The sequence below is a fragment of the Saccharothrix sp. HUAS TT1 genome (genome assembly GCF_040744945.1).
Lineage (GTDB): Bacteria > Actinomycetota > Actinomycetes > Mycobacteriales > Pseudonocardiaceae > Actinosynnema.
Genome location: NZ_CP160453.1, coordinates 6,624,465 through 6,649,435 on the forward strand (window position 1 = coordinate 6,624,465; position 24,971 = coordinate 6,649,435).

Consider the following 24,971-nt stretch of genomic DNA (forward strand, 5'->3'; position numbering starts at 1 on the left):
CTCAGGTGTTCTGCGGGAAGCCGAGGTTGACGCCGCCGTGCGACGGGTCCAGCCACCGGCCGGTGATCACCTTGGTCCGGGTGAAGAAGTGCACGCCCTCCGGGCCGTACGCGTGCGAGTCGCCGAACAGCGAGTCCTTCCACCCGCCGAACGAGTAGTACGCCACCGGCACCGGGATGGGCACGTTCACGCCCACCATGCCGACCTCGACCTCGCTCTGGAACCGCCGCGCCGCGCCGCCGTCGTTGGTGAAGATCGCGGTGCCGTTGCCGTACGGGTTGGCGTTGACCACGTCCAGCGCGTCGTCGTACGCCGGCACCCGCAGCACCGACAGCACCGGTCCGAAGATCTCGTCGCGGTATACCGACATGTCCGTGCCGACGTGGTCGAACAGCGTGGGCCCGAGCCAGAACCCCTCGGCGTCGCCCTCGACCGCGTGCGACCGGCCGTCCACGACCAGCGACGCGCCCTCGGCCCGCCCGGCGTCCACGTAGGACAGCACGCGGTCGCGGTGCGCGCCCGTCACCAGCGGACCCATCTCGCTGCCCGCCTGGCGGCCGTCGCCCACGCGCAGGTCCCGGATGCGGTCCACGACCTTCGCCACCAGCTCGTCGCCGACCGGGTCCACCGCGACCACCACCGAGATCGCCATGCACCGCTCCCCCGCCGAGCCGAACCCGGCCGACACCGCCGCGTCCGCCGCCAGGTCCAGGTCCGCGTCCGGCAGCACCACCATGTGGTTCTTCGCGCCGCCCAGCGCCTGCACCCGCTTGCCGTGCCGGGTGCCGGTCTCGTAGACGTACCGCGCGATCGGCGTCGACCCGACGAACGACACCGCCTTCACGTCCGGGTGCTCCAGGATGCGGTCGACCGCCACCTTGTCGCCGTGCACGACGTTCAGCACGCCGTCCGGCAACCCCGCCTCGGCGAACAGCTCCGCGATGAAGTTGGCCGCCGACGGGTCCTTCTCCGACGGCTTGAGCACCACCGCGTTGCCGCACGCGATCGCGTTGGGCACGAACCACAGCGGCACCATGGCGGGGAAGTTGAACGGCGAGATCACGCCGACCACGCCGAGCGGCTGCTGGATCGAGTACACGTCCACCTTCGTGGAGGCGTTCTCGCTGAACCCGCCCTTGAGCAGGTGCGGGATGCCGCACGCGAACTCCACGGCCTCCAGCGCGCGCTGCACCTCCCCCGCCGCGTCCGCCAGCACCTTGCCGTGCTCGGCGGTGACGATCGCGGTCAGGTCGCCCTTGCGCGCGTTCAGCAGCTCGCGGAACGCGAACATCACGGTGGACCGCTGCGCCAGCGACGCGGTGCGCCACGACGCGAACGCCTCGCGCGCCGCCGCCACCGCCTGGTCCACGGTGGACTCGTCGGCGAAGTCGACCCGACCCGCCACCTGCCCGGTCGCCGGGTCGTACACGTCGCCGGAGCGCGCGCTCTCACCGCTCCACGGCTTGCCGCCGATCCAGTGCCCGATCGTCTTCACAGCACGTCCTCCAGGATGCCGAGCGCTTCTTCGACCTCGTCCTCGGTCAACGTCATCGGCGGCGCGAGGCGGATCACGTTGCCGTACAGGCCGCCCTTGCCGACCAGCAGCCCGCGCTCCCGCGTCCCCTCCAGCACCGCGACCGCCTTCGCCGGGTCCGGCGCGCCGTCCGGGCCGACCAGCTCCACCCCGATCATCAGGCCCTTGCCGCGCACGTCGCCGACCGCCGGCCGGTCCGCCGCGATGTCGCGCAACCCGTCGAGCAGCCGTTCGCCGAGCTTGGCCGCGTTGGCCTGCAGGTCGTTGTCGAGCAGGTAGTCCAGCGTGGCCAGCGCGCCGGCGGTGGAGACCGGGTTGCCGCCGAACGTGGAGATCGAGTTCGCCGTGATGCAGTCCATCAGGTCGCCGCGCGCGACCACGCCGCCGATCGCCAGCCCGTTGCCGAGGCCCTTGGCGAACGTCATCGCGTCGGGCGTCACGCCGTGCGCCTGGATGCCCCAGAAGTGCTCGCCGGTGCGGCCCCAGCCGGTCTGCACCTCGTCGGAGACGAGCAGGATGCCGTACTCGTCCAGCACCTCCTTGAACGCGCCGAACAGGCCGTCCGGCGGCAGGGAGAACCCACCGACGCCCTGGATGGGCTCCACGATCATGCACGCCACGTCGCCCGCGGTGGTCGTCTCGATCACCTCGCGCAGGTCCGCCACGCACGCCTTGATGTAATCGGCGTCCGACAGGTCCTTGAACGGGCTGCGGAACTTGTAGCCGCCGTGCACCCAGCCGACCTTCACCGGGCTCAGCGAGGACGCCGACCAGCCGCGGTTGCCGGTGATCGCGATGGTGGCGAACGCGCGGCCGTGGTAGGAGTTGCGCAGCGCGAGGACCTGGTCGCTGCGGCGGAACCGGGTGGCCAGCATGAGCGCCGTCTCGTTGGCCTCGGTGCCGGAGTTGGTGAAGAACACCTTGGCGTCCGGGATGCCGGACAGCTCGGCGATCTTCTCGGCCAGCTCGACCTGCGAGCGGATCAGGTACAGCGTGGAGCTGTGCAGCACGCCGGTCGCGAGCTGGGACCGGACCGCGTCGGAGATCTCGGCCACGTCGTAGCCGACCGCGTTGGTCAGGATGCCGGCGAAGAAGTCCAGGTAGGTGCGGCCCTCCCGGTCGGTGACGCGGCGGCCGCTCGCGCCGGCCAGCTCGATCGGGTGCTCGTAGTAGAGGGCCATCCAGTCGGGCATCACCGCGCGGTGCCGGGCCAGCAACTCCTCGTGTCCCATCGCATCCTCCGGTCGTAGGTCCCTGACCAGGAGTGTGGTCGGCGCCGCTGGGGGCCGCCATGGACAACGTGTACCGCTTTCGGGCGGCGCGCATTACGTTGTGTCCATGTACCCCACGGTCGCCGAAGCGCTCGCCCTGCCCGTGGTCCGGCGCGGTGAGCCGGCCGTGGTCGCGGGCGCGGCCGGGATGGGCCGCCGGGTGCGGTGGGTGCACGCGGCCGAGGTCGCCGACATCGCGCACCTGCTGCGCGGCGGCGAGCTGGTGCTCACCACCGGCATCGCGCTGCCGGACGACCCGGCCGGGCTGCGGGAGTACGTCGCCGGGCTGGCGTCGGTCGGCGCGTCCGGGCTGGTCGTGGAGCTGGTGCGGCGGTGGAGCGACGTGCTGCCCGGCGCGCTGGTCGCCGCCGCCGAGCAGCACGAGCTGCCGCTGGTGACGTTGGCGCGGGAGACCCGGTTCGTGTCGGTGACCGAGGCCGTGGTGTCGCTGATCGTGGACGCCCAGCTGGCCGAGCTGCGGGCGGCCGAGCAGGTGCACGAGGCGTTCACCGCGTTGACCGTGGCCGGCGCCGAACCGGCCGAGGTGCTGCGCGAGGTGGCCCGGACCGCCGGGCTGCCGGTGGTGCTGGAGACGCTGGGGCACGAGGTGCTGGCCTACGACGCGGCCGGTGAGGACCCGACCGCGCTGCTGGCCGACTGGGGTCAGCGGTCGCGGGCGGTGGCCGTGTCGGAGCGCACGGCGTTCCACGAGCAGGCCGGGTGGCTGGTGACCGTGGTCGGCGCGCGTGGCGCGGACTGGGGGCGGTTGGTGCTCGTCACCCCGGAACCGCCGCCGCACCGGCACGTCGTGGTGGCCGAGCGCGCCGCGTCCGCGCTGGCCGTGCACCGGCTGGTGGCCCGCGACCGCGAGTCGCTGGAGCGGCAGACGCACCGCACGCTGCTCACCCAGCTGCTCGGGCAGTCACCCGGACAGCCGCTCGGGCAGTCGCCGCACGACCTGGCGACGCGGGCGGCGGCGCTGGGCGTGCCGCTGGACCGGCGGCAGTTGATCGGCGTGGCGATCCGGCCGGGCACGGCGACCGCGCCCGCGCAGGCGCTGGCCTCGCAGGAGGTGCTGCGGGACCTCGCCGAGGCGACGGCGCTGGCGGCTCGGCGGGTGACGGTGCCCGCGCTCGTCGGCGTGGTGGACGACACGAGCGTGCGGGCGCTGCTGTCGCTGCCGCCGCAGGCGGGGTTGGACGGCGTGCTGCGGCGGCTGGCGCGGGAGGTGCACCGGCGGGCGGCGGCGACGCAGCACGCGCTGCCCGTGGTGGTGGCGGTCGGCACGACGGTGACCGCGCTGCCGGACGTGCGGCGGTCGTTGGGCGAGGCGGCGCACGTGGCGGGCGCGGCACTGCGGTCGCCGGGCACCCGGCTGTACCACCGGCTGGACGACGTGCGGCTGCGCGGGCTGCTGCACCTGCTGCGCGAGGACGAGCGGGTGGTGGCGTTCGCGGACCGCGAGCTGGGCCAGCTGCTGTCGCGCGACGCCGGCCAGGGCAGCCGGCTGGTGGAGCTGCTGCGGTGCTTCTGCGAGCACGGCGGCAACAAGTCCGCCGCCGCGGCCGCCGCGCACCTCTCGCGGACCGCGTACTACCAGCAGCTGAGCCGGATCGAGCAGGTGCTCGGGGTGTCCTTGGAGGACCCGGAGTCGGTGCTCTCGCTGTACGTGGCGCTGTTGGTGCACGAGATGGGCGAGCGGGACCCTCAGCTGCCCCGCCCGCCCACGTCGGCGACCTAGCCGAGCGGCGCCGGCAGCGGCAGCTGACCCAGGTCCGAGAGGCCGGGCGCCTGCGCCGGGCCGGAGACGACCGGGGCCAGCGGCAGCGCCGGGGTCTCGGGCAGGGCGCGGGCCTGCGGCGCGACGCCGAGCGGCGCGCCCAGCTGCGCGGCGCCCAGCGGCGCGAGGAGGCCGTCCAGCTGCGGCGCGCCCGGCACGGTGGGCGCCTGCAGCGCGGCCGGGGCCGCCACCTGCGGCGCCCGCAGCTCCTGCGCGACGCCCGGCAGCGGCGCGGGCAGCTTCACGGCCTGGCCGCTGAGCAGGTCGGTCACGGGCTTGGTGGCGTCGGCGCCGACCTCCGGCGCGTTGCCGAACTTGCCGTCCACGATGTCGGTGGGCGCCTCGGCGGCCGACGCGGCGGACGCGAGCAGCGGCGAGGAACCAACGGCGAGCAGGGCGGCGGCACGCAGGAGTCCGCGCGTGCGGTTTCCAGACACGATTTTCCTAACCTGGTTGGGGACCTGCAGTTGACCTCCATGGCATCGACCGAAACCCGCCCGTCCCTTGACCGCTCGATCGAGTGACTGACGCTCCGTGTCGCCTGCCACTCGATCGAGAAAGATTTGCTGCGTGGACGAGTGACATGGCGACGTGAGAGAGCCCCGCGGTTCCTGGTTCGGGGCCGAGGAACCGCGGGGCCGCCCGCCCCCGTGGCGGATCAGGTGCCGCGCGGGTCCGTGTCGGGGAGACGTGCGACACGGACCCGCGGCGGCTTCTTCCCCCTGTGCGGTCAGGGGTTGGTGACCCCGAGCGCGTAGCTGCCCGAGCCGCTGTAGGCGTGCACCCGGTAGCGGTAGTAGCCGGGCGTGCCGTTGTAGTCGACCGACTCGTTCGCGCCGGGGCTGTCGCCCTTGGCCACGACGGCCCACGAGCTGCCGTTCCACTTCTGCAGGTACAGGTCGAAGTCCGCGCCGGTCGCACCCACCAGGCAGCCGACGTGCGCGCCGGACACCGTGGACTGGTAGTAGCTGTTGTTCGGCTGGAACGCCTGCCCGCCCGCGGCCAGGGAGCCGTTGTAGGTGGTCTCCGAGTTCTGGCAGCCGGTCGGCGGGTCCGGGTTGCCGCCGCCGCCCGTGATCAGGCTCAGGCCGTACGCCTGCAGGATCTCGTTCACCGGCTGGAAGTACGTGGTGCCGCCGGTGCGGCAGTTGCCGGAGCCGCCGGAGGTCACGCCCTGCGCCTGCGTGCCCGCCAGCAGCGAGCCGCCCGAGTCGCCGGGCTCCGCGCACACCGTGGTCTGGATCAGGCCGGTCACCGTGCCCTGCGGGTAGCTGACCGACGAGTTGCGGGCCTGGATCGTGCCGCAGTGCCAGCCGGTGGTGGACCCGGACCGGCACACCGCCGAGCCGACCGGCGCGTCTTGCGAGCCCGCGACCGACACCGTCCCGCCGGAGTAGTTGTTGACCAGGCCGCGCGGGGTGTTGCCCGCCGCGACCTGCACCCACGCGTAGTCGTTGCCGGGGAAGCTGGAGCTGCGGAACGTGCCGCTCGGGTTCGACGTGGACGCGCCGGTCGAGCCGCAGTGCCCGGCGGTGACGAACCCGCCGTTGACCGAGAAGCCGACCGAGCAGCGGCTGCCGCTGCCGATGTTGTAGGCGTTGCCGCCGATCACGTCGACCAGCGGGCGGGGCTGCTCGACCGTGGTCAGGTACCGGACGGCGGAGGCCGGGACGCCGGCCGCGGCGACGAACGCGCGGGCGGCGGCGAGCTTGGCGGGCTGCGACTTCACCACGACGGTGTTGGTGGGCAGGTCGACGTACCAGCCGGGCACGGACCTCGGCGCCTTGGCCGCGTTGGCGTCCAGCGCGGCCTTCGCCGCGTCCAGGTCGCCCTCGCTGCGCTGCACGACCTTGGTGCGCACGCCGCCCTGGTCGGCGTCGGACTGCCTGGTCACGCCGACGGTGAGCGCGCCGGAGGAGTCGATCCACGCGCCGCCGAACCGCGCGTCCAGCCGCTTGCGCAGGCCGTGCGCGGTCTCGGCGGAGCGCTCGTCGGCGGCCAGCCGGGACCGCGCCTGGTCGGCGTCGAGCCCGAGGTCGCGCTGGATGGCGGAGAGGATTTCGGCGTCCTGGCCGGCAGGGGCGGCCGGGACGGCCTGGGCAGTCGGCGACAGGGCGGTGGCGGTGATCAGCGCGGCCGCGAGCACCACTGGTCTCAACAGTGCTGACATGGGGGTTCTCCTCGAAGGAGGGCAGGGATTCCCCGTGAAACTAGGTCCGCTGACCTGATCGCGGTAATACCACTTGGGTCATAAGACGGAGTGATGGCCGCCGACGAGGTGCGGGATCGCGCCGTACTCCGGGTGCTCCGGGAGCCAGCCCGCGTAGCGCGGGTTGCGCTCGGCGGTCTCCCGGTACGCCTCGGCCGCGTACCGCAGCACCTGCGGTCCGAAGGCGGCGGCCGGCCCCTCCGGGTCCCAGCCGATCAGGTGCCGCCACCGCAGCGGCGCGCCCGCCAGCGGCATCGCGGCCAGGCCGGGCACGCGGCGGAACGTCGGCTGGCACAGCGCGACCGCGTCACCGGAGGCGGCCAGGTCGATGCAGCTGTTGATGTCGACCTCGTACATGGTGCGCGGGGTGAACCCGGCCCGGCTGCACGCGGCCACGAAGCAGTCGCCGAAGCACCCGTCGCCGGGCGTGACGGCCCACTGCGCGTCCCGCAACGCGCCCAGCTCCACCTCCTCCAGCAGCGTGAACGGGTGGTCCTCCGGCATCAGCACGAACACCGGGTCGACCGCGATCACGTTCCAGGTCAGCCCGTGCTCCGACGGCGGCGGCGCGTCACCGCACACGCCGACCAGCACGTAGTCCAGCCGGCCCGCCGCGACCGCGGCGGACAGCTCCTCGCCGGACCACGACACCTGGGTGGAGACGTGGGCGCCGGGGTGCGCCTCGGTCAGCCGGTGCACCAGCCCGCCGAGCATCGGCCCGTTCACCGCGCCGACCCGGTACCGGTCGCCGGGCGAGTCGTCGTCCACCAGGCGCAGCGCGTCCTCCTGCAGCCGGGAGAACGCGGGCAGCAGCACGCGCGCCCGTTCGAGCACCAGCTCGCCGAGCGCGGTGGGGCGGGCGCCCTTGTGGTCGCGCTCGAACAGCCTGCCCCCGAGCAGCCCCTCGATCCGGTGCAGCTGGGCGGTGAGGGCGGGTTGCGCCAGGCCGAGCAGCGAGGACGCCTTGGACAGGCTGCCCGCGTCCGCGATGGCGCAGACGACCCGCAGGTGCCGCAGTTCGAGCTTCATCCGAGCGACGGTAGGCCAACGGCGAACGGCTGGTCGAGGGCCGAAAGGCGCGGGCCGGACCGGCCCGGACCAGCGGCTCGGGTGGCAATGGGCAGAGTGTGCGCTGATCATGGCAAGCGTGGACACTCTGCCACTGCCCACGCGACCGGGCCGACCGGAGGATGCCGGGATGGAAATCGCGCCGAACCACCCGCGTGAAGGGTGTTTCACGAGCGTAACAGGGGAGTGACCGATGGCCCTCGACCCCGCGACCCAGGTCACGACCGATCCCGACGGCCGCGTGGAGCTGCGTGATCATTCCGCGATCGCGGGCAGCCCGCACTACAACCCCGACCTGGCGCCGGTGCCGCTGGAGCGGCGCACCTGGTCCACGTACAACTTCTTCGCGCTGTGGATGGGCATGGCGCACAACATCCCCAGCTACACGCTCGCCGCGTCGCTGGTGGCGCTGGGGATGGACTGGGTGCAGGCGTTCCTGACCATCACCCTGGGCAACCTGATCGTGCTGGTCCCGATGCTGCTCAACAGCCACGCGGGCACGAAGTACGGCATCCCCTTCCCGGTGTTCGCCCGCGCGTTCTACGGCGTGCGCGGCGCGAACCTGGTGGCGTTGCTGCGCGCGTTCATCGCGTGCGCGTGGTTCGGCATCCAGACGTGGGTCGGCGGCAAGGCGCTGCACGTCATCGTGGGCAGGCTGGCCGGCGACGGGTGGGTGGACGCGCCCGTCGTGCTGGGCCAGGTGTGGACGCTGTGGCTGTGCTTCCTGGGCTTCTGGGTGGTCCAGATGCTGATCATCTGGCGCGGCATGGAGGCGATCCGCCGGTTCGAGAACTGGACCGCGCCGCTGGTCAGCGTAGGCTTCCTGGTCCTGCTGGCGTACGTGGCGGTGAAGGCGGGCGGGTTCGGCCCGATCCTGTCGGAGCCGTCCAAGCTCGGTTGGGGCGCGGACTTCTGGAAGGTGTTCTTCCCGTCGCTGATGGGCATGATCGCGTTCTGGTCGACGCTGTCGCTGAACATGCCGGACTTCACCCGCTTCGGCGGCAGCCAGCGCAAGCAGGTCGTCGGCCAGGTCCTGGGCCTGCCGACCACGATGTCGTTCATCGCCATCGTGGCGATCCTGACCACGTCCGGCGCGATGGCGCTGTACGGCGAGGCGATCTGGGACCCGGCGGAGCTGGCGAGCCGGTTCGACAGCACGGCGGTGGTGCTGGTCGCGCTGGTGGCGCTGGTGCTGGCCACGGTCTCGGCGAACCTCGCGGCGAACGTGGTGAGCCCGTCCTACGACTTCTCGAACGCGTTCCCGAAGAAGATCACGTTCGCGGTCGGCGGGCTGATCACCGGCGTGATCGGCATCGTGATCCAGCCGTGGCGGCTGATCTCCGACCCCGGCATCTACATCTTCGCCTGGCTGGGCTTCTACGGCGGCCTGCTGGCGTCGGTGGCGGGCGTGTTCGTCGCCGGCTACTGGGTGCTGGCGAAGACCAGGCTGGAGCTGCCCGACCTGTACCTGTCCGGGCGGGGCGCGTACTGGTTCAAGGCGGGCTGGAACTGGCGCGCGGTGGTGGCCACGCTGGTCGGCTCGGTGCTCGCGGTCGGCGGCGCGTACAACGGCCCGTTCCCGGCCGACGGCCTGATCCCGTTCCTGAAACCGCTCTACGACTACAACTGGGTCGTCGGCCTGGTCGGCGGCATGCTCGTCTACCTGGCGCTGGCGCCACGGAGGGAGAACGCGTGAGCACCATCATCCGAGCGGGTCTCGTGCAGCAGAAGTGGACCGGCGACAAGGAGTCGATGATCGCGAACGCGGTCGAGGCGGTCCGCTCCGCCGCGTCGCAGGGCGCGCAGGTCGTGTGCCTGCAAGAGCTGTTCTACGGGCCCTACTTCTGCCAGGTGCAGGACGCTGACTACTACTCCTACACCGAGGGCATCCCGGACGGCCCGACGACCGAGCTGATGTGCGAGCTGGCCGGGCAGCTGGGCGTCGTGCTCGTCGTGCCGATGTACGAGGAGGAGCAGCCGGGCGTCTACTACAACACCGCCGCGGTGATCGACGCGGACGGCACGTACCTCGGCAAGCACCGCAAGAACCACATCCCGCAGGTGAAGGGGTTCTGGGAGAAGTTCTACTTCAAGCCGGGCAACCTCGGCTACCCGGTGTTCGACACCGCCGTGGGCAGGGTGGGCGTCTACATCTGCTACGAGCGGCACTTCCCGGAGGGCTGGCGGGCGCTCGGGCTGAACGGCGCGCAGATCGTGTTCAACCCGTCGGCGACCAGCCGCGGCCTGTCGGAGTACCTGTGGCGGTTGGAGCAGACCGCGGCGGCCGTGGCCAACGAGTACTACGTGGGCACGATCAACCGGGTCGGCGTGGAACCGCTGGGCGACAACGAGTTCTACGGCCAGTCGTACTTCGCCGACCCGCGCGGCCAGCTCGTCGGCGAGGCGGCCTCCGACACTGAGGAGGAGATCGTCGTCCGCGACCTGGACATGGACCTGCTGGCCGAGGTCCGCGACCTGTGGGCGTTCTACCGCGACCGCCGCCCCGACACCTACGAGGGGCTGGTGCGCCCGTGAGCATCCTGATCAAGGGCGGCACGGTGGTCAACGCGACCGGCGCCGTCACGGCCGACGTGCTGGTGGACGGCGAGGAGGTCGTCGCCCTGCTCGCGCCCGGCTTCCCGCTCCAGGCCGACGAGACGATCGACGCCACCGGGAAGTACGTGATCCCCGGCGGCATCGACGCGCACACGCACATGGAGATGCCGTTCGGCGGCACGTTCTCCGCCGACACCTTCGAGACCGGCACGATCGCCGCGGCGTGGGGCGGCACCACCACGATCATCGACTTCGCCGTGCAGACCAAGGGCACGTCGCTGCTGTCCACGCTGGACAAGTGGCACGCCAAGGCGGACGGCAGGTGCGCCGTCGACTACGGGTTCCACATGATCGTCTCCGACGTCAACGACACGTCGTTGAAGGAGATGGAGTCCTGCATCGACGCGGGCGTGAACACGTTCAAGATGTTCATGGCCTACCCCGGCGTCTTCTACGCCACCGACGGCGAGATCCTGCGCGCCATGCAGAAGGCCCGCGAGACCGGCGCGACGATCATGATGCACGCGGAGAACGGCATCGCGATCGACCAGCTGGTCGCGCAGGCGCTCGCGCAGGGCCGCACCGACCCGGTCGAGCACGGCCTGACCCGGCCCGCCGAGCTGGAGGGCGAGGCCACGTCCCGCGCCATCACGCTGGCCAAGGTCACCGGGTCGCCGCTGTACATCGTGCACCTGTCCGCCGCGCAGGCGCTGGACGCGGTGACGAAGGCGCGCGACACCGGGCAGAACGTCTTCGCCGAGACGTGCCCGCAGTACCTGTACCTGTCGCTGGAGGACCTGGCGAAGCCGGACTTCGAGGGCTCGAAGTACGTCGCCTCCCCCCCGCTGCGGCCCAAGGAGCACCAGTCCGAGCTGTGGCGCGGCCTGCGCACCAACGACCTTTCGGTGGTGTCGACCGACCACTGCCCGTTCTGCTTCAAGGACCAGAAGGAGCTGGGGCGCGGCGACTTCTCCAAGATCCCCAACGGGATGCCGGGCGTCGAGCACCGGATGGACCTGCTGCACCAGGGCGTGGTGGCGGGCGAGATCACGCTGGAGCGGTGGGTGGAGATCTGCTCCACCACGCCCGCGCGGATGTTCGGCCTGCACCCGCGCAAGGGCGTCATCGCGCCCGGCGCGGACGCCGACGTCGTGGTGTACGACCCGAACGCGCGGCAGGTCATCTCGGCGGCCACGCACCACATGAACGTCGACTACTCGGCGTACGAGGGCATGGAGATCACCGGCAAGGTCGACGTGGTGCTGTCCCGCGGCCGGGTGGTCGTCGACGCCGGCGGTTTCCGCGGCTCGACCGGGCACGGGCGGTTCCTGTCCCGCGAGCTGAACCAGTACCTGGTCTAGGAGGCGGACGTGGACTTCGGGGTAGTGCTCCAGACCGACCCGCCCGCCCGGGACGTGGTGGCCGGAATGAAGGCCGCCGAGGACAACGGCTTCCGCTACGGCTGGACGTTCGACTCGGTCGTGCTGTGGCAGGAGCCGTTCGTCATCTACTCGCAGGTGCTGGCGGCGACGTCGGAGCTGGTCGTCGGCCCCATGGTGACCAACCCGAGCACCCGGGACTGGTCGGTGACCGCGTCGCTGTTCGCCACGCTGAACGACATGTTCGGCAACCGGACGGTGTGCGGCATCGGGCGCGGCGACTCGGCGCGCCGGGTGATCGGGCAGGCACCCGCGTCGCTGGCGACGCTCGGCCGGGCCATGACGGTGATCAAGGAGCTGGCGGAGGGCCGGGAGGTCGAGCACCACGGCACGCCGGTGCGCATCCCCTGGGTGCGCGACGGCAAGCTGGAGATGTGGATGGCCGCCTACGGCCCCAAGGCGCTGAAGATGGTCGGTGAGCAGGCGGACGGGTTCATCCTGCAGACCGCCGACGTGGACATCGCCCGGTGGACGATCGGGACGGTGCGCGAGGCGGCGGAGGCGGCGGGCCGCGACCCCTCGGCGATCACGGTGTGCGTGGCCGCGCCCGCGTACGTGGGGGCGGACCTGGCGCACCAGCGCGACCAGCTGCGGTGGTTCGGCGGGATGGTCGGCAACCACGTGGCCGACCTGGTCGCGCGGTACGGCGACTCGGGCGCGGTGCCGTCGGCGCTGACCGACTACATCAAGGACCGGGAGGGCTACGACTACGCCCACCACGGCAAGGCGGGCAACCGGTCGACGGACTTCGTGCCGGACTCGATCGTGGACCGGTTCTGCCTGCTGGGACCGGCGTCCGCGCACGTGGACCGGTTGCAGGAGCTGCGCGAGCTCGGCGTGGACAACTTCGCGCTGTACCTGATGCACGACGACAAGGACAAGACGCTCGCGTCCTACGGCAACGAGGTGATCGGCCGGGTGTGACACCCGGCCGGGGGGGTGTTGCCACAGCTTCCGGCGCACCCCCGACCTCGGCCGACCGGAATTGTCGGACCCCGTTGCTACCGTCGCCGCATGATCCTTCCGACCGCTGCCGAAGAGGCCCGCTTCTGGGCGATGCTGGAGAACGCGTGGGCCGGGCTCGGTCCCGGGCCGAACGGCCTGCGGCGCGCGCTGGCCGAGCGCGACCCGTCCGCCGACGGCTTCGCCGAGGCCGCCGAGCTGGAGGAACACCTCGACACCGTGCTGGGGGCGTTGGCCGAGGCGTGCGACGGGCTGTCCGGCGAGGAGCTGGTGGCGCTGGACCGGGTGGCCGAGCGCAAGCTGCACGAGATCGACCGGGCCGACGTGCAGGCGGTCACCGACGGTTCGGACGACGGCTTCCTGTACGCGCGGGGCTTCGTCCTCGCGCTGGGGCGGGAGTTCTACGAGGCCGTGGCGCGCGACCCGCGGATCGCCGTGGAGGACGCGGAGTGCGAGGACTTCTGCTACTTCTTCGCCCGGCTGCACGACGCGCGGTTCGGGGGTTACCCGGAGACGGGGTCGGGGATCTCCCGGGAATCGGCCTCGAACCCGGCGGGTTGGCCGAGGCAGGGGGTACCGTCGGACGTGTGATCGACTTCGAGAAGCAGTCCGTCTTCAAGCTCGCGCCGTGCCGCCCGGAGGACATCGCGCCGCAGGTGGCGCCGATCCTGATCCAGGGCGAGCAGATCGTGTCGAGCTTCAAGACGGTGCGGGACTTCGTGGTGTTCACCAACAAGCGGGTGATCGCGGTGAACGTCCAGGGCATGACCGGCCGCAAGAAGGACTTCACGTCGCTGCCCTACAGCCGGGTGCAGGCGTTCTCCATCGAGACGGCGGGCACGTTCGACATGGACGCGGAGCTGGACCTGTGGTTCAGCGGGCTGGGCCAGGTGCGGCTGGAGTTCAAGGGGCACGCCGACGTGCGGCTGCTCGGCCAGATGATCGCGACCTTCGTCCTCTGACCGCCGGTCCTCGGGACCGGGGCCGCCGCAGCGCCTCCCCCGCCCCGTGGCCCTAGTCGAGGATGGCCGTCACCTCGGCCTCGACCAGGATGCCCGGCTGGAAGAGGACGTCGACTCCGATCAGCGCCGCGGGCGGCCCGGTGATGTCGAACTCCGCCGCGGCCCGCGCGACCCCGGCGTTGAACGCGTCGTACATCTCCGGCTTCCACCCGGCGGCGTACCAGGTGAACCGGACCACGTCGTGGAAGCCCGCGCCCGCGGCGGACAGGCACTTGGCCACGTTGCGGTACACCTGCGCGACCTGCCCGGCGAGGTCGCCGGGCGCGACGAGTTGCCCCTCCTCGTCCCACGCCACCTGTCCGGCGATGTGGACGTGCTTGCTGCCCGTGGCCACGGCGACGTGGTGGTAGGCGGGCACGACGACGTGACCCTCGGGGTTGACCAGCGAAACCGCCACTGCGACCTCCTGACTCCGCGTGCCGGGCGAGATGCCCGGCACCACCTGTGGAATTACTTCATGCTTGAAGTGATCCCATCATGCGTCGACTTCACGCTTGAAGTCAAATCGGTCCGGTACCGTAGGCCCGTGGCTGCAACCGGAACCCCCGCCGACGGCGAGGACCCGCAGGCCGGGGTGGCGTGGCTCGACCCGGCCGAGAAGGACGCCTGGAGCGCGCTGATCTCCCTGGTGCTGCTGCTCCCCGGGCGGCTCGAATCACCGCTGCAGCACGCGGCCGGGCTGACCCTGTTCGACTACCTCACGCTCAGCCACATCTCCGAGGCCCCGGACCGCAGGATCCGGATGAGCGAACTGGCCTACCTGGCCAACGGCTCGCTCTCGCGCCTGTCGAACGTCGTGCGGCGCTTCGAGGAGCGGGGCTGGGTCAGGCGCTCGCCCGATCCGGACGACGGCCGCTACACGCTCGCCGCGCTCACCGACGCGGGTTACGACGTGGTCGTCGCCGCGGCGCCCGTGCACGTGAGGTCGGTGCGGGAGGTCGTGCTCGACCCGCTGGGGAAGGCCGACCGGCGTGCCCTGGCCCGGATCGCGGCGAAGCTGGGGGTGCTCCCTCCCGGTCACCGCTGACGCGCGGACCGACCGGGCGCACCCCCGCGCCGCCCACTCCCGCCCCGGCTAGGCGCGGCCCGTGTTCCAGACCGCCTCGAAGGTCTCCCGGGCGATCGGCTTGACCGGGTCCTCGAACGGGTCGATCGGCTCGTCCGTCAGACCCCCGTGCGCGTCCTCGATCAACCGCCACGAGTAGCGGTGCACCCCGCCCGCCGACGGCAGCTCGATCTGCCGGATCACGATCAGCTCACCGTCGTGCTCCACCGCCTCGTACAGCGCGCGGGCGCCCTCGTCCACCCAGCCGTCCAGGTCCTCGAACTCGAAGTACGAGCGCGGCCGGTCGGACTCCTCCAGCAGCCGGTACCAGGCGACGACGTCGTCCATCCGGCTGGAGATCCCGATCATCGCACTGAACGGGTCGTGCCGTCCCACCCGGTCAGCGCGCCGGGCAGCACCTCGGCCAGCTGCGCCGGGTAGACCGTCGCGTCGGTCGACGCCAACTCGGGCACCGACCACCAGTGATGGCGCCGGATCGTCTGCTGCTCGATCTCGTTGAACCGCGAGGTGTCCACGCTGACCCCCTCCACCCTTCCCACGAAGAACCACTCGACCGCCGCGTAGCTCAAACCGTCGAACGCGAACACGGCGTGCCGCTTCCACACCGGACCCACCAGGTCCTCGGCGTCGATCTCCAGACCAGTCTCCTCGAAGACCTCGCGCACCGCCGCCGCCCGCAGGTCCTCCCCCGGCTCGACCCCGCCGCCGACGGTGAACCAGAACAGCTCGTCCGGCCGGTTCGGGTCGAAGCCCTCGAACATCAGCACCCGCCCGTCGGGGTCCAGCAGCACGACCCGCGCCGACACGCGCTGGGTCAGCGCGGGCGCCTCGACGTCGCCGCCGGGCTCGGCGATCTCGAAGTAGGACGGCGTCGGGGCGGTGCCCGCGAGCCGCAGCCAGCGCACGGACCGCCGCCGGCGCAGCGCCAGCGTGTCGCGCACGGCGTCGTTGTGCACCCGCCGGGCCAGCACCACCCGCTGCTCGGCGTCGGACAGCTCGGCCGCCAGCTCGGGCTCCAGCACCGACCGGTCGAGCCCGTCCAGCAACGCCGAGAGCCGGTTCTCCGCCGCCTCCCGGTCGGCCCGCCCGGCCCGCTCGGCCCGGTCCGCCGCCGCCTTCAGCTCGGGCCTGCCGCACACCGCCGCGACCGCCCTGCTCACCACCGACCGCCGCGCCAGGGCCGCGTCGAGCGCCGCCCAGGCCGCGTCCGTGCGCACGTGCAGCCGGTCCAGCCGGTTGGCCGTCCCCAGCGTCCACGGCCCGATGAGCACGGCCAGCGCCAGCAGCACCAGGAACGTCGTCGCGACACCGGAACTGGTCACGCCTCACCCACCCGACGAGGATCCGCCGCCATGGCGCTTTCATAGACCCGCAGCACCTGGTTCGCGACCACCGACCAGTCGAACACCATCACGCGTTCCCGCGCCGCGTCGACGTAGCCGGCCCGCCGCGCGGGGTCGGTCAGCAGGTCCCGCAACGCCGCGGCGAGCGCGGCCGGGTCGCCGACCGGGGTCAGCACGCCCGCCTTGCCGTCGTCCAGCACGCGCCGGAACGCGTCCAGGTCGCTGGCCAGCACCGCCGTGCCCGCCGACATCGCCTCGGTGAGGATGATGCCGAAGCTCTCGCCACCGGTGTTGGGCGCGCAGTAGACGTCCACGCTGCGCAGCGCGCGCGCTTTCGTCTCGTCGTCCACCATGCCGAGGAACACCATTCGCGAGGCCAGCTCGGGTCCGGCCTGCTTGCGCAGCTCGTCGGAGTCGCCGCGCCCGACCACCAGCAGCCGCGCGTCCGGCAGGTCCAGTCGGCGGAACGCCTCCAGCAGCACCGGCATGCCCTTGCGCGGCTCGGTGAACCGGCCGACGAAGCCGACCGTGCCGCCGGGGCGCGGGTAGTCGTCCAGCGGGGCCGCGTCGGCGAAGAACCCGACGTCGACGCCGTTGGGGATCTCCACCGCGTCCCCGCCCAGGTGCTCCACCTGCACCCGCCTGGCCAGCGCGGACACCGCGATCCGGGCGGTGATCTTCTCCAGGAACGGCTGGAGCACCGCCTGGAACGCCGACAGCATCTTCGAGCGCGGCGTCGACGTGTGGAAGGTGGCCACGATCGGCCCGTCGGCGACCATCAGCGCCAGCATGGACAGCGACGGCGCGGTCGGCTCGTGCAGGTGCAGCACGTCGAAGTCGTGCTCCGCGATCCACCGCCGGACGCGGGCGAACGACACCGGTCCGAACGACAGCCGCGCCACCGACCCGTTGTACGGGATGCCGACCGCGCGACCGGCCGAGGTGACGAACTCGGGCACCGGCGTGTCGTCGTCGGCCGGCGCCAGCACCTCGACCTCGTGCCCGAGACCCCTCAGGGCGCGCGCCAGGTCGACCACGTGCGCCTGCACGCCACCGGGGACCTCGAACGAGTACGGGCAGACGATGCCGACCTTCACGCCGGTTCCCCTCGGCGGGCGAGCACCCGGCGCAGCGCCTTCTGCCTGCTCTCCGGCAGGTCGGCGAGCCACAGCTGCTGCATCATGTGCCAGTCGGTGGGGTGCGCGGCGATGTCGGCGGCGAACACGTCGGCCATCTGCTGGGTAGCCGCCAGCACGCCCGCGGTGCCGGGGACCTTGATCGGCGGGTGCAGCCGGATGACCCAGCCGTCCTCGGTGAACCACAGGCCGGCCGGGATCAGCGCCGCGCCGGTGGTCGCGGCCAGGTGCGCGGGACCGGCGGGCATCAGGGTGCGCTCGCCGAAGAACGTCACCGGCACGCCGCCCGCGGTGAGGTCGCGGTCGGCGAGCAGGCAGACGACGCCGTTCGCGCGCAGCCGCTCGGCCAGCACCAGCGCCGGGTTGCGGTCGCCGCCGGTCAGCGGCACCACCTCGAAGCCGAGCCCTTCTCGGAAAGCGATGAACCGGCGGTACAGCGACTCGGGCTTGAGCCGTTCGGCGACGGTGGTGAACGAGCCGCAGTGCCCGACCAGCCAGACGCCCGCCATGTCCCAGTTGCCGCAGTGCGGCAGCGCGATGACCGCGCCGCGGCCCTCGGCCAGCGCCGCGTCCAGGTTCTCGACGCCGCTCATCGTCCGGTCCAGCTCGGCGTAGACCGCTTCGAGGTCCAGCGACGGCATCCGGAACGCCTCGCGCCAGTACCGCGCGTACGACCGCGCCGCCAGCCGGACCAGCTCGTCCAGCTCGGCCTCGCCCGCGCGCGGCACGACCCGGCGCAGGTTCGCCCGCAGCTGCCGCACACCACCGCCGCCGCGCTTGGCGGCCCGGTCGGCGCCCGCGTCGAACAACGCCCGCGCCGCCCTCTCCGGCAGCAGCCGCACCAGCCGCCACCCGGCCGCGTAGCCGAGGTCGGCCAGCCGTCCCTTCAGGTCACGCGCCTTCACCCGCCCAGCTCCTTCGCCGCGCGGCTCACGGCGACGATCCGCTGCACCACGGTGATCGTCACCATCGCCGCCAGCAGGTACAGGGCGATCGGCAGGATGTGGGGCACGCCGAGGCCGTGCAGGCCGACGCCGACCAGCACCACGATGAACCGCTCGGCGCGTTCGGCCAGGCCGCCGTCGGCGGAGAGCCCGGACGCCTCGGCGCGCGCCTTCACGTACGAGGTGACCTGGGCGCCGACCAGCGACACCAGGGTCGCCGCGGCCAGGCCGTGCTCGTCCGCGCCGAACGCCCACCAGGCGATGGCGGCGAACAGGGCGCCGTCGGCGATCCGGTCGCAGCTGGCGTCCAGCACGGCGCCGAACTTCGTGCCGCCGCCCTGGGCGCGCGCCATCGCGCCGTCGATCAGGTCGAACAGCACGAACGCGGTCACCAGCGCCGCGCCGACGAACAGCTCGCCGCGCGGGATGAACCACAGCGAGACGGCGACGGAGCCTGCGGTGCCCAGCACCGTGACGGTGTTCGGGGTGAGGCCGCGGCGCAGCAGCCAGGCCCCGATCGGATCGGTGACGCGCGAAACCGACGCGCGGGCGAAGATGTTCAGCATGGGGTGGCGGGGCACCTACCGACGAGACGAAGTGGTCCCCGGCAGCCTAACCACCCAGCTCAGCCGAGCTTGCGGTGGTCCCTGGAGATCTGCTCCAGCAGGTCTTCCAGCGCGTCGCCGCGCACCGCCAGCCGCTCCAGCCTGCCGAACAGGGCCAGGTACTCGCGCACGTCGTGGGGGTCGGTGATGGTGGCGTTGCCGGTCAGCACGCTCAACGTCACCACCCGCTCGTCGTAGACCTGGAAGCCGTGCAGCGCCACCAGGTTCGCGTCCGCCGTCCACGGCACCACGCCGAGCTGGACATTGGGTCTTCGCATGATCTGCACGAGGTGGTCGATCTGCTCGCACATGAGGTCGGCCGACCCCATCCGCCAGCGCAACGCGCTCTCGGCGAGCAGGAAGACGAACCGCTTGCCCAGGTCGTCCATGCGCGCCCGGCGGCTGCGCAGGGTGGCGATGGCGGTGTCCTGCTCGTGCGAGGGCATCGTGTTGTGCACGACCCTCAGGTAGTTCTCGCTCTGCAACAGCGCGGGCACACCCGCGTTCTGGAAGAAGCGGCTGGTGGTGGCGCGGGCCTCGATTCGGGCCACGGTCTGCTGGTGCCGGTGGGCCCCGCGGTGCAGCACCACTCGGCGGGTCTCCGCCTCGGCGTGCAGCTGGCGGGCCAACTCGACCAGTTCGACCCTGGTCTCCCTGGTCGCGGACAACTCGGCGACCAGGCGCTCCACGTCGGTCACGGACGGGAGGAGCATGCCGTTCTCGATCTTCGACAGCTTGGACTGGCTCATCCCGGTAGCGCGCGCCGTGGCCGTGCCGGTCATCTTGGCCTCGGTGCGCAGCCTTCGTAACTCGCGCGAGAGCCGTTCTCGGGCCAGCCGCGAACGCTCAGGTGCGGTCATGCAACGCACCGTATCGACGCTTCGTGCTCTTGACGATCGGCCAGGAAGGTGTTCACCACCTCGCGCCACCCCGCCGCGTGGTGATCTGCAGCACCCTGAGTGGGCGTGGTGGGCTGCACGTGCAGATGGCCGTGCACCTGCGCTTGCAGCACGTGAGAGGTCGCAGGTCAGGGGCCTTTTGCTGGTCCACACCAATCGGGACGGGGTCAGAAACCGACTCGGAGCAGGACGACGTCGTCCGGCAGCAGCCTGATCTCGACGCCGGTGATGTCCGACCTGGCCAACCGGGTGGTCGCGATGGGCCGAGTGGTGGAACCCGGTCCGGCGGTCCACGTCGCGACCGGTGTGGTGGCGCCGTCGGCCGCGACGACGTGCAGGGCGTAGGCGAAGACCGGCGGCGGCGGGCCGTCCGGAGCGGCGTAGGAGCACAGCACCTCGATGCGGGTGCCCCACGGCTCTTCGACCAGGTGGACGCTGGCCGTCACCGGGCTGGGGATCGTCTGGTGCATCGCCACGTCCGGGAGGGGTGGCGGCGCGGTGGCCACCGCGTCGGGGGCGGCCGGCCGCACGGCGAGCGCGACCACCGCCCCCGTCAACGCCGCCACCAGCAGCGCCGCCGCCACCACCAGCCGGGCGCGCCGGCGGCGGGACCGCTCGGCCGCCACCAGGTCGGCGAACACCTCGGCGGGCGGGGGGTCGGCGTCGGGTTCGAGCAGGTCGAGCGCGCGGTCGCGGGGCACCGCCGAGAGGATGCCCGGCACGCCCGCGAACGCGGCCACGTCGGCCGAGCACTCCGGGCACCCGGCCAGGTGGCCCTCGAACTCCCGCCGTTCGCCAGGCGACAGCGAACCCAGGACGTACGCGGCGCCCCAGTCCCGGTACGGATCGACTGGCGAGCTCAACGTCCGGTGACCCCCTTCTCCTCCAGCGCCAGCCGCAGCGCCCGCAGACCGTAGTGCAGCCTGGACTTCACGGTCCCCTCCGGCAGGTCCAGCTCGGCGGCCAGCTCGGCGACGGACTGGCCCATGTAGTAAGCACGCACGATCACCGTGCGGTGCTCCGGCGTCAACTGGGTGAGCACGTCGGCCACCAGCCAGGCGTCCAGGGCCGAGTCGCTGTGGTCGGACCTGGCCCGCTCGGGCAGCCGCTCGGAGCCGATCTCCCAGCGGGCACGGGCGCTGCGGCGCTCGTCTATCACCACGTTGCGCGCCACCGTGTAGAGCCACGCGCGGGCGGCCGTCTCGCCCTGCTCCAGCACCTTGGGGTTGCGCCAGGCCCGCAGCAGCGCCTCCTGCACGACGTCGCGGGACAGCTCGTCGTCGCCGGTGAGCCGGCGCACGTACCGCCACAGGGCGGGCGCGTGCTCGTCGTGGAGGGAGCGCAGCAGGGCAATGTGACTGTCGTTGATCGCGCACCTCCTCGGCTAGTCGTGGAGCAGCGGTTCCCGGGTCGTGCCGGTGAAGGCGGGGCGGCGCTTGGCGAGGAAGGCCGCCGTGCCCTCGCGCATGTCGTCGGTGGTGAACGCCTCGCGGAACGCGTCCAGCTCGGCGGCCAACCCGGTGGTGACGTCGACGCCGGTGGCGGCGTTGACGGCGGTCTTGGCCAGCGCGACCGCCGTCGCCGAGTTGCCCGCGATCCGGCCGAGCACCGCCCGCGCGGCGGTCAGCATCCCATCCCGGGTGTCGAACACGGCGTTGACCAGGCCCAGGCGCAGCGCCTCGGCCGCGTCGACGTGCCTGCCGGTGTAGATCAGCTCGCGGGCGACCGCGGGGCCGACCAGGCGCTGCAGCCGGACGCAGCCGCCGAAGCCGGGGACCAGGCCGAGCACGACCTCCGGCTGGCCGAACACCGAGCGGTGGGTGGCGTAGGCGAAGTCGCAGGCCAGCACCACCTCGCAGCCGCCGCCGAGCGCGTAGCCGTCCACGCAGGCGACGACCGGGCACGGCACCCGCTCCAGCAGCCGGGTGACGCGCTGGCCGAGCAGCCCGAACCGCTCGCCCTCGGCCGGTGTCATCGCGGCCATCTCGCGGATGTCCGCGCCCGCGACGAACGCCGGGCCGGGCGCGCCGGTGAGGATGATCCCGGCGGGCGCGCGTCCGGTGAGGACACCGGACAGGAAGTGGTCGAGTTCGGCGAGGACGCGGCCGGACAGCGCGTTGCGCGCCGGCGGCCGGGACACGGTGACCGTCGTGACGCCGTCCTGTTCTTCGATCAGCAAGTGGTCCACGAGCTCTCCTCACGAATCCCAGATGGCGCCGAACGCGGGCACTCCCCGTGCCTCCAGCTCCTCCACGACGTGCCAGGTCGTCTTCTTGTTCGAGATGCAGATCACGGCCTCCGCGGCGAACTCGCGGTGCGCGCGCAGCGCCAGCTCGACCAGGTCCGGCTTGCCGTCGCGGACGGTGTCCCAGACCAGCGCGTCCGGCTGCACGGCCTCGATCTCGTCCACCAGGTCGTCGCCGTAGGTGGCGCGGGGCGTGCGGGTGGACCACACCAGGCGCGCCGGCGTCCCACCCGACAGCAGGTGGGGCAGGCACGGCCCGATGCCGCTGCCGGTGGCCACCCACACCACCCTCGTGAACAGCTTGTCGATGTTCCCGACGCCCGCGGTGGGCACGCCCTTGACCCACAGGTGCGTCGGCAGGTCGTCGATGAGCGAACCGGTCCAGTCCCCCGCGCGGGAGATGGTCAGCCGGAACCCGGTGCGGCCGGGCGTCGGCACGTTGGCGAACGAGTGCCACTCCAGCAGCGGGTGGCGGCTCACCGCCGTCGAGGAGCCCGCGAACGGCGTCACGTGGTCGAACGACACCAGCGCGACGTGCCGCGACGGTCGGGTGATCCGCACCGGCACCCGGCGCAGCCGCGCCCACGGCAGCGCGACGCTCGCCACCACCAGCAGGAGCAGCCAGAACTGCGTCGAACCGGCGAAACCCGGCTGCCGCGCCGAGTGCGCGGCGAACAGGACGAGCACGGTCCAGCCGGCGAACCGGTGCACGCGCTCGAACAGGTCGTGCCGCCGGGCGCGCAGGCCGGGCAGGGCGGAGACCACCATCGCCGCCATCAGGGCGAGGATCGTCCACGTGAGCGGGTCGGCCAGGACCCAGGCCAGCACGGCGAACCAGGCCGTGGCGCACAGCGCGGCGCCGACGTGCAGGCCGCCGAAGTGGTAGACCTTGCCCAACGCCCAGCGGACCCTCAACGGCCAGGTGGTCGGGGCGCTGGTCGCGAGCCGGAACAGCAGGTTGACCACGTGCTGCTGGCGGATCAGCACGGCCAGCGCGACGTTGACCACCACCAGGTCGGCGAGCGCCCGCGCGGAGTCCACGCCGAACGCCGCCACAACGTTGGCCAGGACCACCGCCGCGGCGAGCCGGTTGTGGTGGGTGAAGGGACGTCGCCTGAGCTTGAGCCGCAGCCGTGCCGCGGGCAGGTCGGCGCTCGTGGTGGTCATGCGACCGCCACCAAGGAGGTCAGCGCGGCCCGGTCCACCTTGCCGCGCTCGGTCAGCGGCAGGTCGTCCACCGCGACGACCCGGGACGGCACGCAGTAGTACGGCAGGGCGCGCGCGACCGCGTCGGTGGCCGCGCCGGGCGCGACGGTGGCGGGGCTGACGAACCCGACGAGCGCGCCGTCGTGCAGGACGGTCGTGGCGCGGACGCAGCCGGGCGTCGTCTCCAGCGCCGAGGTGACCGCGTCCAGCTCCACCCGGAAGCCGCGCACCTTGACCTGGTCGTCGGTGCGGCCGTGGTGCTCCAGCTCGCCGTCCGGGGTCCAGCGGCCCAGGTCGCGGGTGCGGAACATCAGGTGGTCGCCGCCGAGGAACGGGTCCGGCCGGTAGCGCTGGGCGGTCAGCACGTCGTTGCCCAGGTAGCCGGCCGTGACGCAGGCGCCGCCCGCCCACATCTCGCCGACCTCGCCGATCCGGCACGGCCGCAGGTCGGGGTCGAGCACGTAGACCGTCGTGTTCGGCACCGGGCGGCCGATGGTCAGCCGGCCCGCCCGCGGGTCGTAGCGCTGCACGGTGTTGACGATCGTGACCTCGGTGGGGCCGCAGGCGTTGTGGAACGCCGCGCGGGCCGACCAGGCGTCGGCGAGCGGCTTGGGGCAGCGCTCGCCGGCCACCGCGACGACCCGCACGTCAGGGCACCGTTCGGGGTCCACAGTGGACAGCACGCCGGGGGTGGCGATGAGCACGGTGGCGGATTCGGCGGTCCGCGCCAGGTCCTTGCCGCGGATCACGGACGTGGCGCCGTGGGCGAGCGCGCCGAAGACCTCCCACACCGCCATGTCGAAGGCGATGTTGAGCAGTTGCGCGACCCGGTCGCCCGGCCGCACGCCCAGCGAGCCGGGTTCGGTGAGCAGGACGTTGCACAGGTTCGCGTGCGTGACGCGCACGCCGTTGGGGACGCCGGTCGTGCCCGACGTGAAGATGACCACGGCGGTGTCGCCCTGGTCCGCGCGCGGTGCGGTGACGCGGCGGTCCGGCAGGGTGTCGAGGACGAGGAGGGTCGGCGCGTCGAGGCGGGCGGCGTGCTCCCGCGTGGTCAGGACGACCTTGATGTCGGCGGTGCGCATGACGTGGTCCAGGTGCGGCCGCGGGGTGATCCGGACGTCCTGCGGCACGTAGGCCGCGCCGACCTTCAGCACCGCCAGGATGCCGACGACCAGGTGGATCGAGCGGGTCAGGAACACGCCGACGTGATCACCGGGGCGCACACCCGCGTCGAGCAGCGCGGCGGCGGCGACGTTCGCGCGGTGGTCGAGTTCGCCGTAGGTGACGCAGGCGCCCTCGTGCTCGACCGCCCGCGCGTGGGGCGACCGCGCCGCGTGGGCCTCGAAGGCGTGGTGGATCCGGTGGAACGGCGGGGTGGCGCTCGGTCCCCGGCCGAATCGTCGGAACAGCGGGCGGTCGTCCGGGGGTAAGCCTTGCACAGCGGAGGGCTCGGTCATGGCCGTCACGGGGTGTGCGCCTCTCGTCAGCCGGGCGTGGTCACCCGGTCTGAACGAGACAGCCCCGCCGTCCGTTCAAGCCAACCCGAAATTCCCTCCCCGCCACTTCGCCACCCCGAGAGTCCAACCCCCGACCCGCGAGAGTCCAACGCTCGGAGCACGTGAGTTCAACGCTCACGTGCGGGCCGAGGTCGCCTGAGCGTTGAACTCAGGGGTCGCGAGCGT

At 72.5% G+C, this 24,971-nt stretch carries 25 protein-coding genes; 8 read left to right on the forward strand and 17 right to left on the reverse strand.

All coding sequences use genetic code 11. The annotated features are described in order from the left end of the window. Position 1: 1 nt before the first annotated feature. Together AB0F89_RS29760 and AB0F89_RS29765 are read right to left on the reverse strand one after the other, a co-directional pair. Positions 2–1,495 (reverse strand): CoA-acylating methylmalonate-semialdehyde dehydrogenase, encoded by a 1,494-nt coding sequence (locus AB0F89_RS29760; protein WP_367128953.1) that lies wholly within the window; start codon positions 1,493–1,495, stop codon positions 2–4. Beyond that, positions 1,492–2,766, reverse strand: a complete 1,275-nt coding sequence (locus AB0F89_RS29765) for an aspartate aminotransferase family protein (RefSeq protein ID WP_367128954.1) — start codon at positions 2,764–2,766, stop codon at positions 1,492–1,494. The genes AB0F89_RS29760 and AB0F89_RS29765 overlap by 4 nt, the downstream gene beginning before the upstream one ends. A gap of 106 nt (positions 2,767–2,872) precedes the next feature. Here AB0F89_RS29765 and AB0F89_RS29770 point away from each other — a divergent pair, with 106 nt between their 5' ends. Beyond that, positions 2,873–4,546, forward strand: a complete 1,674-nt coding sequence (locus AB0F89_RS29770; RefSeq protein WP_367128955.1) for a PucR family transcriptional regulator — start codon at positions 2,873–2,875, stop codon at positions 4,544–4,546. Here AB0F89_RS29770 and AB0F89_RS29775 read toward each other — a convergent pair. The 3 genes from AB0F89_RS29775 to AB0F89_RS29785 form a co-directional block, all read right to left on the reverse strand. After that, on the reverse strand, positions 4,543–5,022 hold the full coding sequence (locus AB0F89_RS29775; RefSeq protein WP_367128956.1) for a hypothetical protein: 480 nt from the start codon (positions 5,020–5,022) through the stop codon (positions 4,543–4,545). The genes AB0F89_RS29770 and AB0F89_RS29775 overlap by 4 nt on opposite strands. Before the next feature lie 293 nt (positions 5,023–5,315). After that, the gene (locus AB0F89_RS29780; RefSeq protein WP_367128957.1) at positions 5,316–6,755 is read right to left on the reverse strand and encodes a S1 family peptidase; all 1,440 of its coding nucleotides are present in this window, start codon (positions 6,753–6,755) and stop codon (positions 5,316–5,318) included. Between the two features lie 78 nt (positions 6,756–6,833). Beyond that, on the reverse strand, positions 6,834–7,823 hold the full coding sequence (locus AB0F89_RS29785) for a LysR substrate-binding domain-containing protein (RefSeq protein WP_367128958.1): 990 nt from the start codon (positions 7,821–7,823) through the stop codon (positions 6,834–6,836). 232 nt (positions 7,824–8,055) lie between these two features. Here AB0F89_RS29785 and AB0F89_RS29790 point away from each other — a divergent pair, with 232 nt between their 5' ends. The 6 genes from AB0F89_RS29790 to AB0F89_RS29815 all read left to right on the forward strand — a co-directional run bounded on the left by AB0F89_RS29790 (position 8,056) and on the right by AB0F89_RS29815 (position 13,782). Continuing rightward, entirely contained in the window at positions 8,056–9,558 is a 1,503-nt protein-coding gene (locus tag AB0F89_RS29790; protein ID WP_367128959.1) for an NCS1 family nucleobase:cation symporter-1, read from the forward strand. Beyond that, the gene (locus AB0F89_RS29795) at positions 9,555–10,397 is read left to right on the forward strand and encodes a nitrilase-related carbon-nitrogen hydrolase (protein ID WP_367128960.1); all 843 of its coding nucleotides are present in this window, start codon (positions 9,555–9,557) and stop codon (positions 10,395–10,397) included. Before AB0F89_RS29790 ends, AB0F89_RS29795 begins: the two co-directional genes overlap by 4 nt. After that, entirely contained in the window at positions 10,394–11,779 is a 1,386-nt protein-coding gene (hydA, locus tag AB0F89_RS29800; RefSeq protein ID WP_367128961.1) for a dihydropyrimidinase, read from the forward strand. The genes AB0F89_RS29795 and hydA overlap by 4 nt, the downstream gene beginning before the upstream one ends. 9 nt (positions 11,780–11,788) lie before the next feature. Continuing rightward, positions 11,789–12,781 (forward strand): TIGR03842 family LLM class F420-dependent oxidoreductase, encoded by a 993-nt coding sequence (locus tag AB0F89_RS29805; protein WP_367128962.1) that lies wholly within the window; start codon positions 11,789–11,791, stop codon positions 12,779–12,781. Positions 12,782–12,871: 90 nt separating this feature from the next. Continuing rightward, complete coding sequence (locus AB0F89_RS29810) at positions 12,872–13,411, forward strand: DUF4240 domain-containing protein (protein WP_367128963.1); 540 nt, start codon at positions 12,872–12,874, stop codon at positions 13,409–13,411. Continuing rightward, positions 13,408–13,782: a PH domain-containing protein gene (locus AB0F89_RS29815; protein ID WP_367128964.1), complete on the forward strand. Its 375-nt coding sequence runs from the start codon at positions 13,408–13,410 to the stop codon at positions 13,780–13,782. The genes AB0F89_RS29810 and AB0F89_RS29815 overlap by 4 nt, the downstream gene beginning before the upstream one ends. Positions 13,783–13,834: 52 nt before the next feature. On the opposite strand, the gene AB0F89_RS29820 is transcribed toward AB0F89_RS29815, so the two are convergent. Continuing rightward, positions 13,835–14,239, reverse strand: coding sequence for a RidA family protein (locus tag AB0F89_RS29820; RefSeq protein ID WP_367128965.1), 405 nt, complete (start codon positions 14,237–14,239; stop codon positions 13,835–13,837). A 177-nt stretch (positions 14,240–14,416) separates the two neighbouring features. Here AB0F89_RS29820 and AB0F89_RS29825 point away from each other — a divergent pair, with 177 nt between their 5' ends. Continuing rightward, on the forward strand, positions 14,417–14,869 hold the full coding sequence (locus AB0F89_RS29825) for a MarR family winged helix-turn-helix transcriptional regulator (RefSeq protein WP_367139040.1): 453 nt from the start codon (positions 14,417–14,419) through the stop codon (positions 14,867–14,869). Positions 14,870–14,917: 48 nt separating this feature from the next. Here the strand turns inward: AB0F89_RS29825 and AB0F89_RS29830 are convergent, their stop codons facing one another. From AB0F89_RS29830 to AB0F89_RS29880, 11 genes are all read right to left on the reverse strand, one after another. Further along, the gene (locus tag AB0F89_RS29830) at positions 14,918–15,256 is read right to left on the reverse strand and encodes a hypothetical protein (protein ID WP_367128966.1); all 339 of its coding nucleotides are present in this window, start codon (positions 15,254–15,256) and stop codon (positions 14,918–14,920) included. Beyond that, a complete protein-coding gene (locus AB0F89_RS29835; RefSeq protein WP_367128967.1) occupies positions 15,253–16,230 on the reverse strand; it encodes an NUDIX domain-containing protein in 978 nt (325 codons plus the stop codon). The genes AB0F89_RS29830 and AB0F89_RS29835 overlap by 4 nt, the downstream gene beginning before the upstream one ends. Further along, positions 16,227–17,348 carry a glycosyltransferase family 4 protein gene (locus tag AB0F89_RS29840; RefSeq protein ID WP_367128968.1) on the reverse strand — a complete coding sequence of 374 codons (1,122 nt, stop codon included), beginning with the start codon at positions 17,346–17,348 and terminating at the stop codon, positions 16,227–16,229. The genes AB0F89_RS29835 and AB0F89_RS29840 overlap by 4 nt, the downstream gene beginning before the upstream one ends. Next, positions 17,345–18,277 carry a phosphatidylinositol mannoside acyltransferase gene (locus AB0F89_RS29845; protein WP_367139042.1) on the reverse strand — a complete coding sequence of 311 codons (933 nt, stop codon included), beginning with the start codon at positions 18,275–18,277 and terminating at the stop codon, positions 17,345–17,347. The genes AB0F89_RS29840 and AB0F89_RS29845 overlap by 4 nt, the downstream gene beginning before the upstream one ends. Before the next feature lie 11 nt (positions 18,278–18,288). After that, positions 18,289–18,897: a phosphatidylinositol phosphate synthase gene (gene pgsA / locus AB0F89_RS29850; protein WP_367128969.1), complete on the reverse strand. Its 609-nt coding sequence runs from the start codon at positions 18,895–18,897 to the stop codon at positions 18,289–18,291. A gap of 59 nt (positions 18,898–18,956) precedes the next feature. Next, the gene (locus tag AB0F89_RS29855; protein WP_367128970.1) at positions 18,957–19,796 is read right to left on the reverse strand and encodes a helix-turn-helix domain-containing protein; all 840 of its coding nucleotides are present in this window, start codon (positions 19,794–19,796) and stop codon (positions 18,957–18,959) included. 206 nt (positions 19,797–20,002) lie between these two features. Then, complete coding sequence (locus AB0F89_RS29860; protein WP_367128971.1) at positions 20,003–20,698, reverse strand: anti-sigma factor; 696 nt, start codon at positions 20,696–20,698, stop codon at positions 20,003–20,005. After that, positions 20,695–21,204, reverse strand: a complete 510-nt coding sequence (locus AB0F89_RS29865; RefSeq protein WP_367139044.1) for a sigma-70 family RNA polymerase sigma factor — start codon at positions 21,202–21,204, stop codon at positions 20,695–20,697. The genes AB0F89_RS29860 and AB0F89_RS29865 overlap by 4 nt, the downstream gene beginning before the upstream one ends. 15 nt (positions 21,205–21,219) lie before the next feature. Then, a complete protein-coding gene (locus tag AB0F89_RS29870) occupies positions 21,220–22,023 on the reverse strand; it encodes an enoyl-CoA hydratase-related protein (RefSeq protein WP_367128972.1) in 804 nt (267 codons plus the stop codon). 9 nt (positions 22,024–22,032) lie between these two features. Next, positions 22,033–23,247: a hypothetical protein gene (locus AB0F89_RS29875; RefSeq protein WP_367128973.1), complete on the reverse strand. Its 1,215-nt coding sequence runs from the start codon at positions 23,245–23,247 to the stop codon at positions 22,033–22,035. After that, positions 23,244–24,728 carry an amino acid adenylation domain-containing protein gene (locus AB0F89_RS29880; RefSeq protein WP_367128974.1) on the reverse strand — a complete coding sequence of 495 codons (1,485 nt, stop codon included), beginning with the start codon at positions 24,726–24,728 and terminating at the stop codon, positions 23,244–23,246. The genes AB0F89_RS29875 and AB0F89_RS29880 overlap by 4 nt, the downstream gene beginning before the upstream one ends. Between the last annotated feature and the right edge of the window lie 243 nt (positions 24,729–24,971).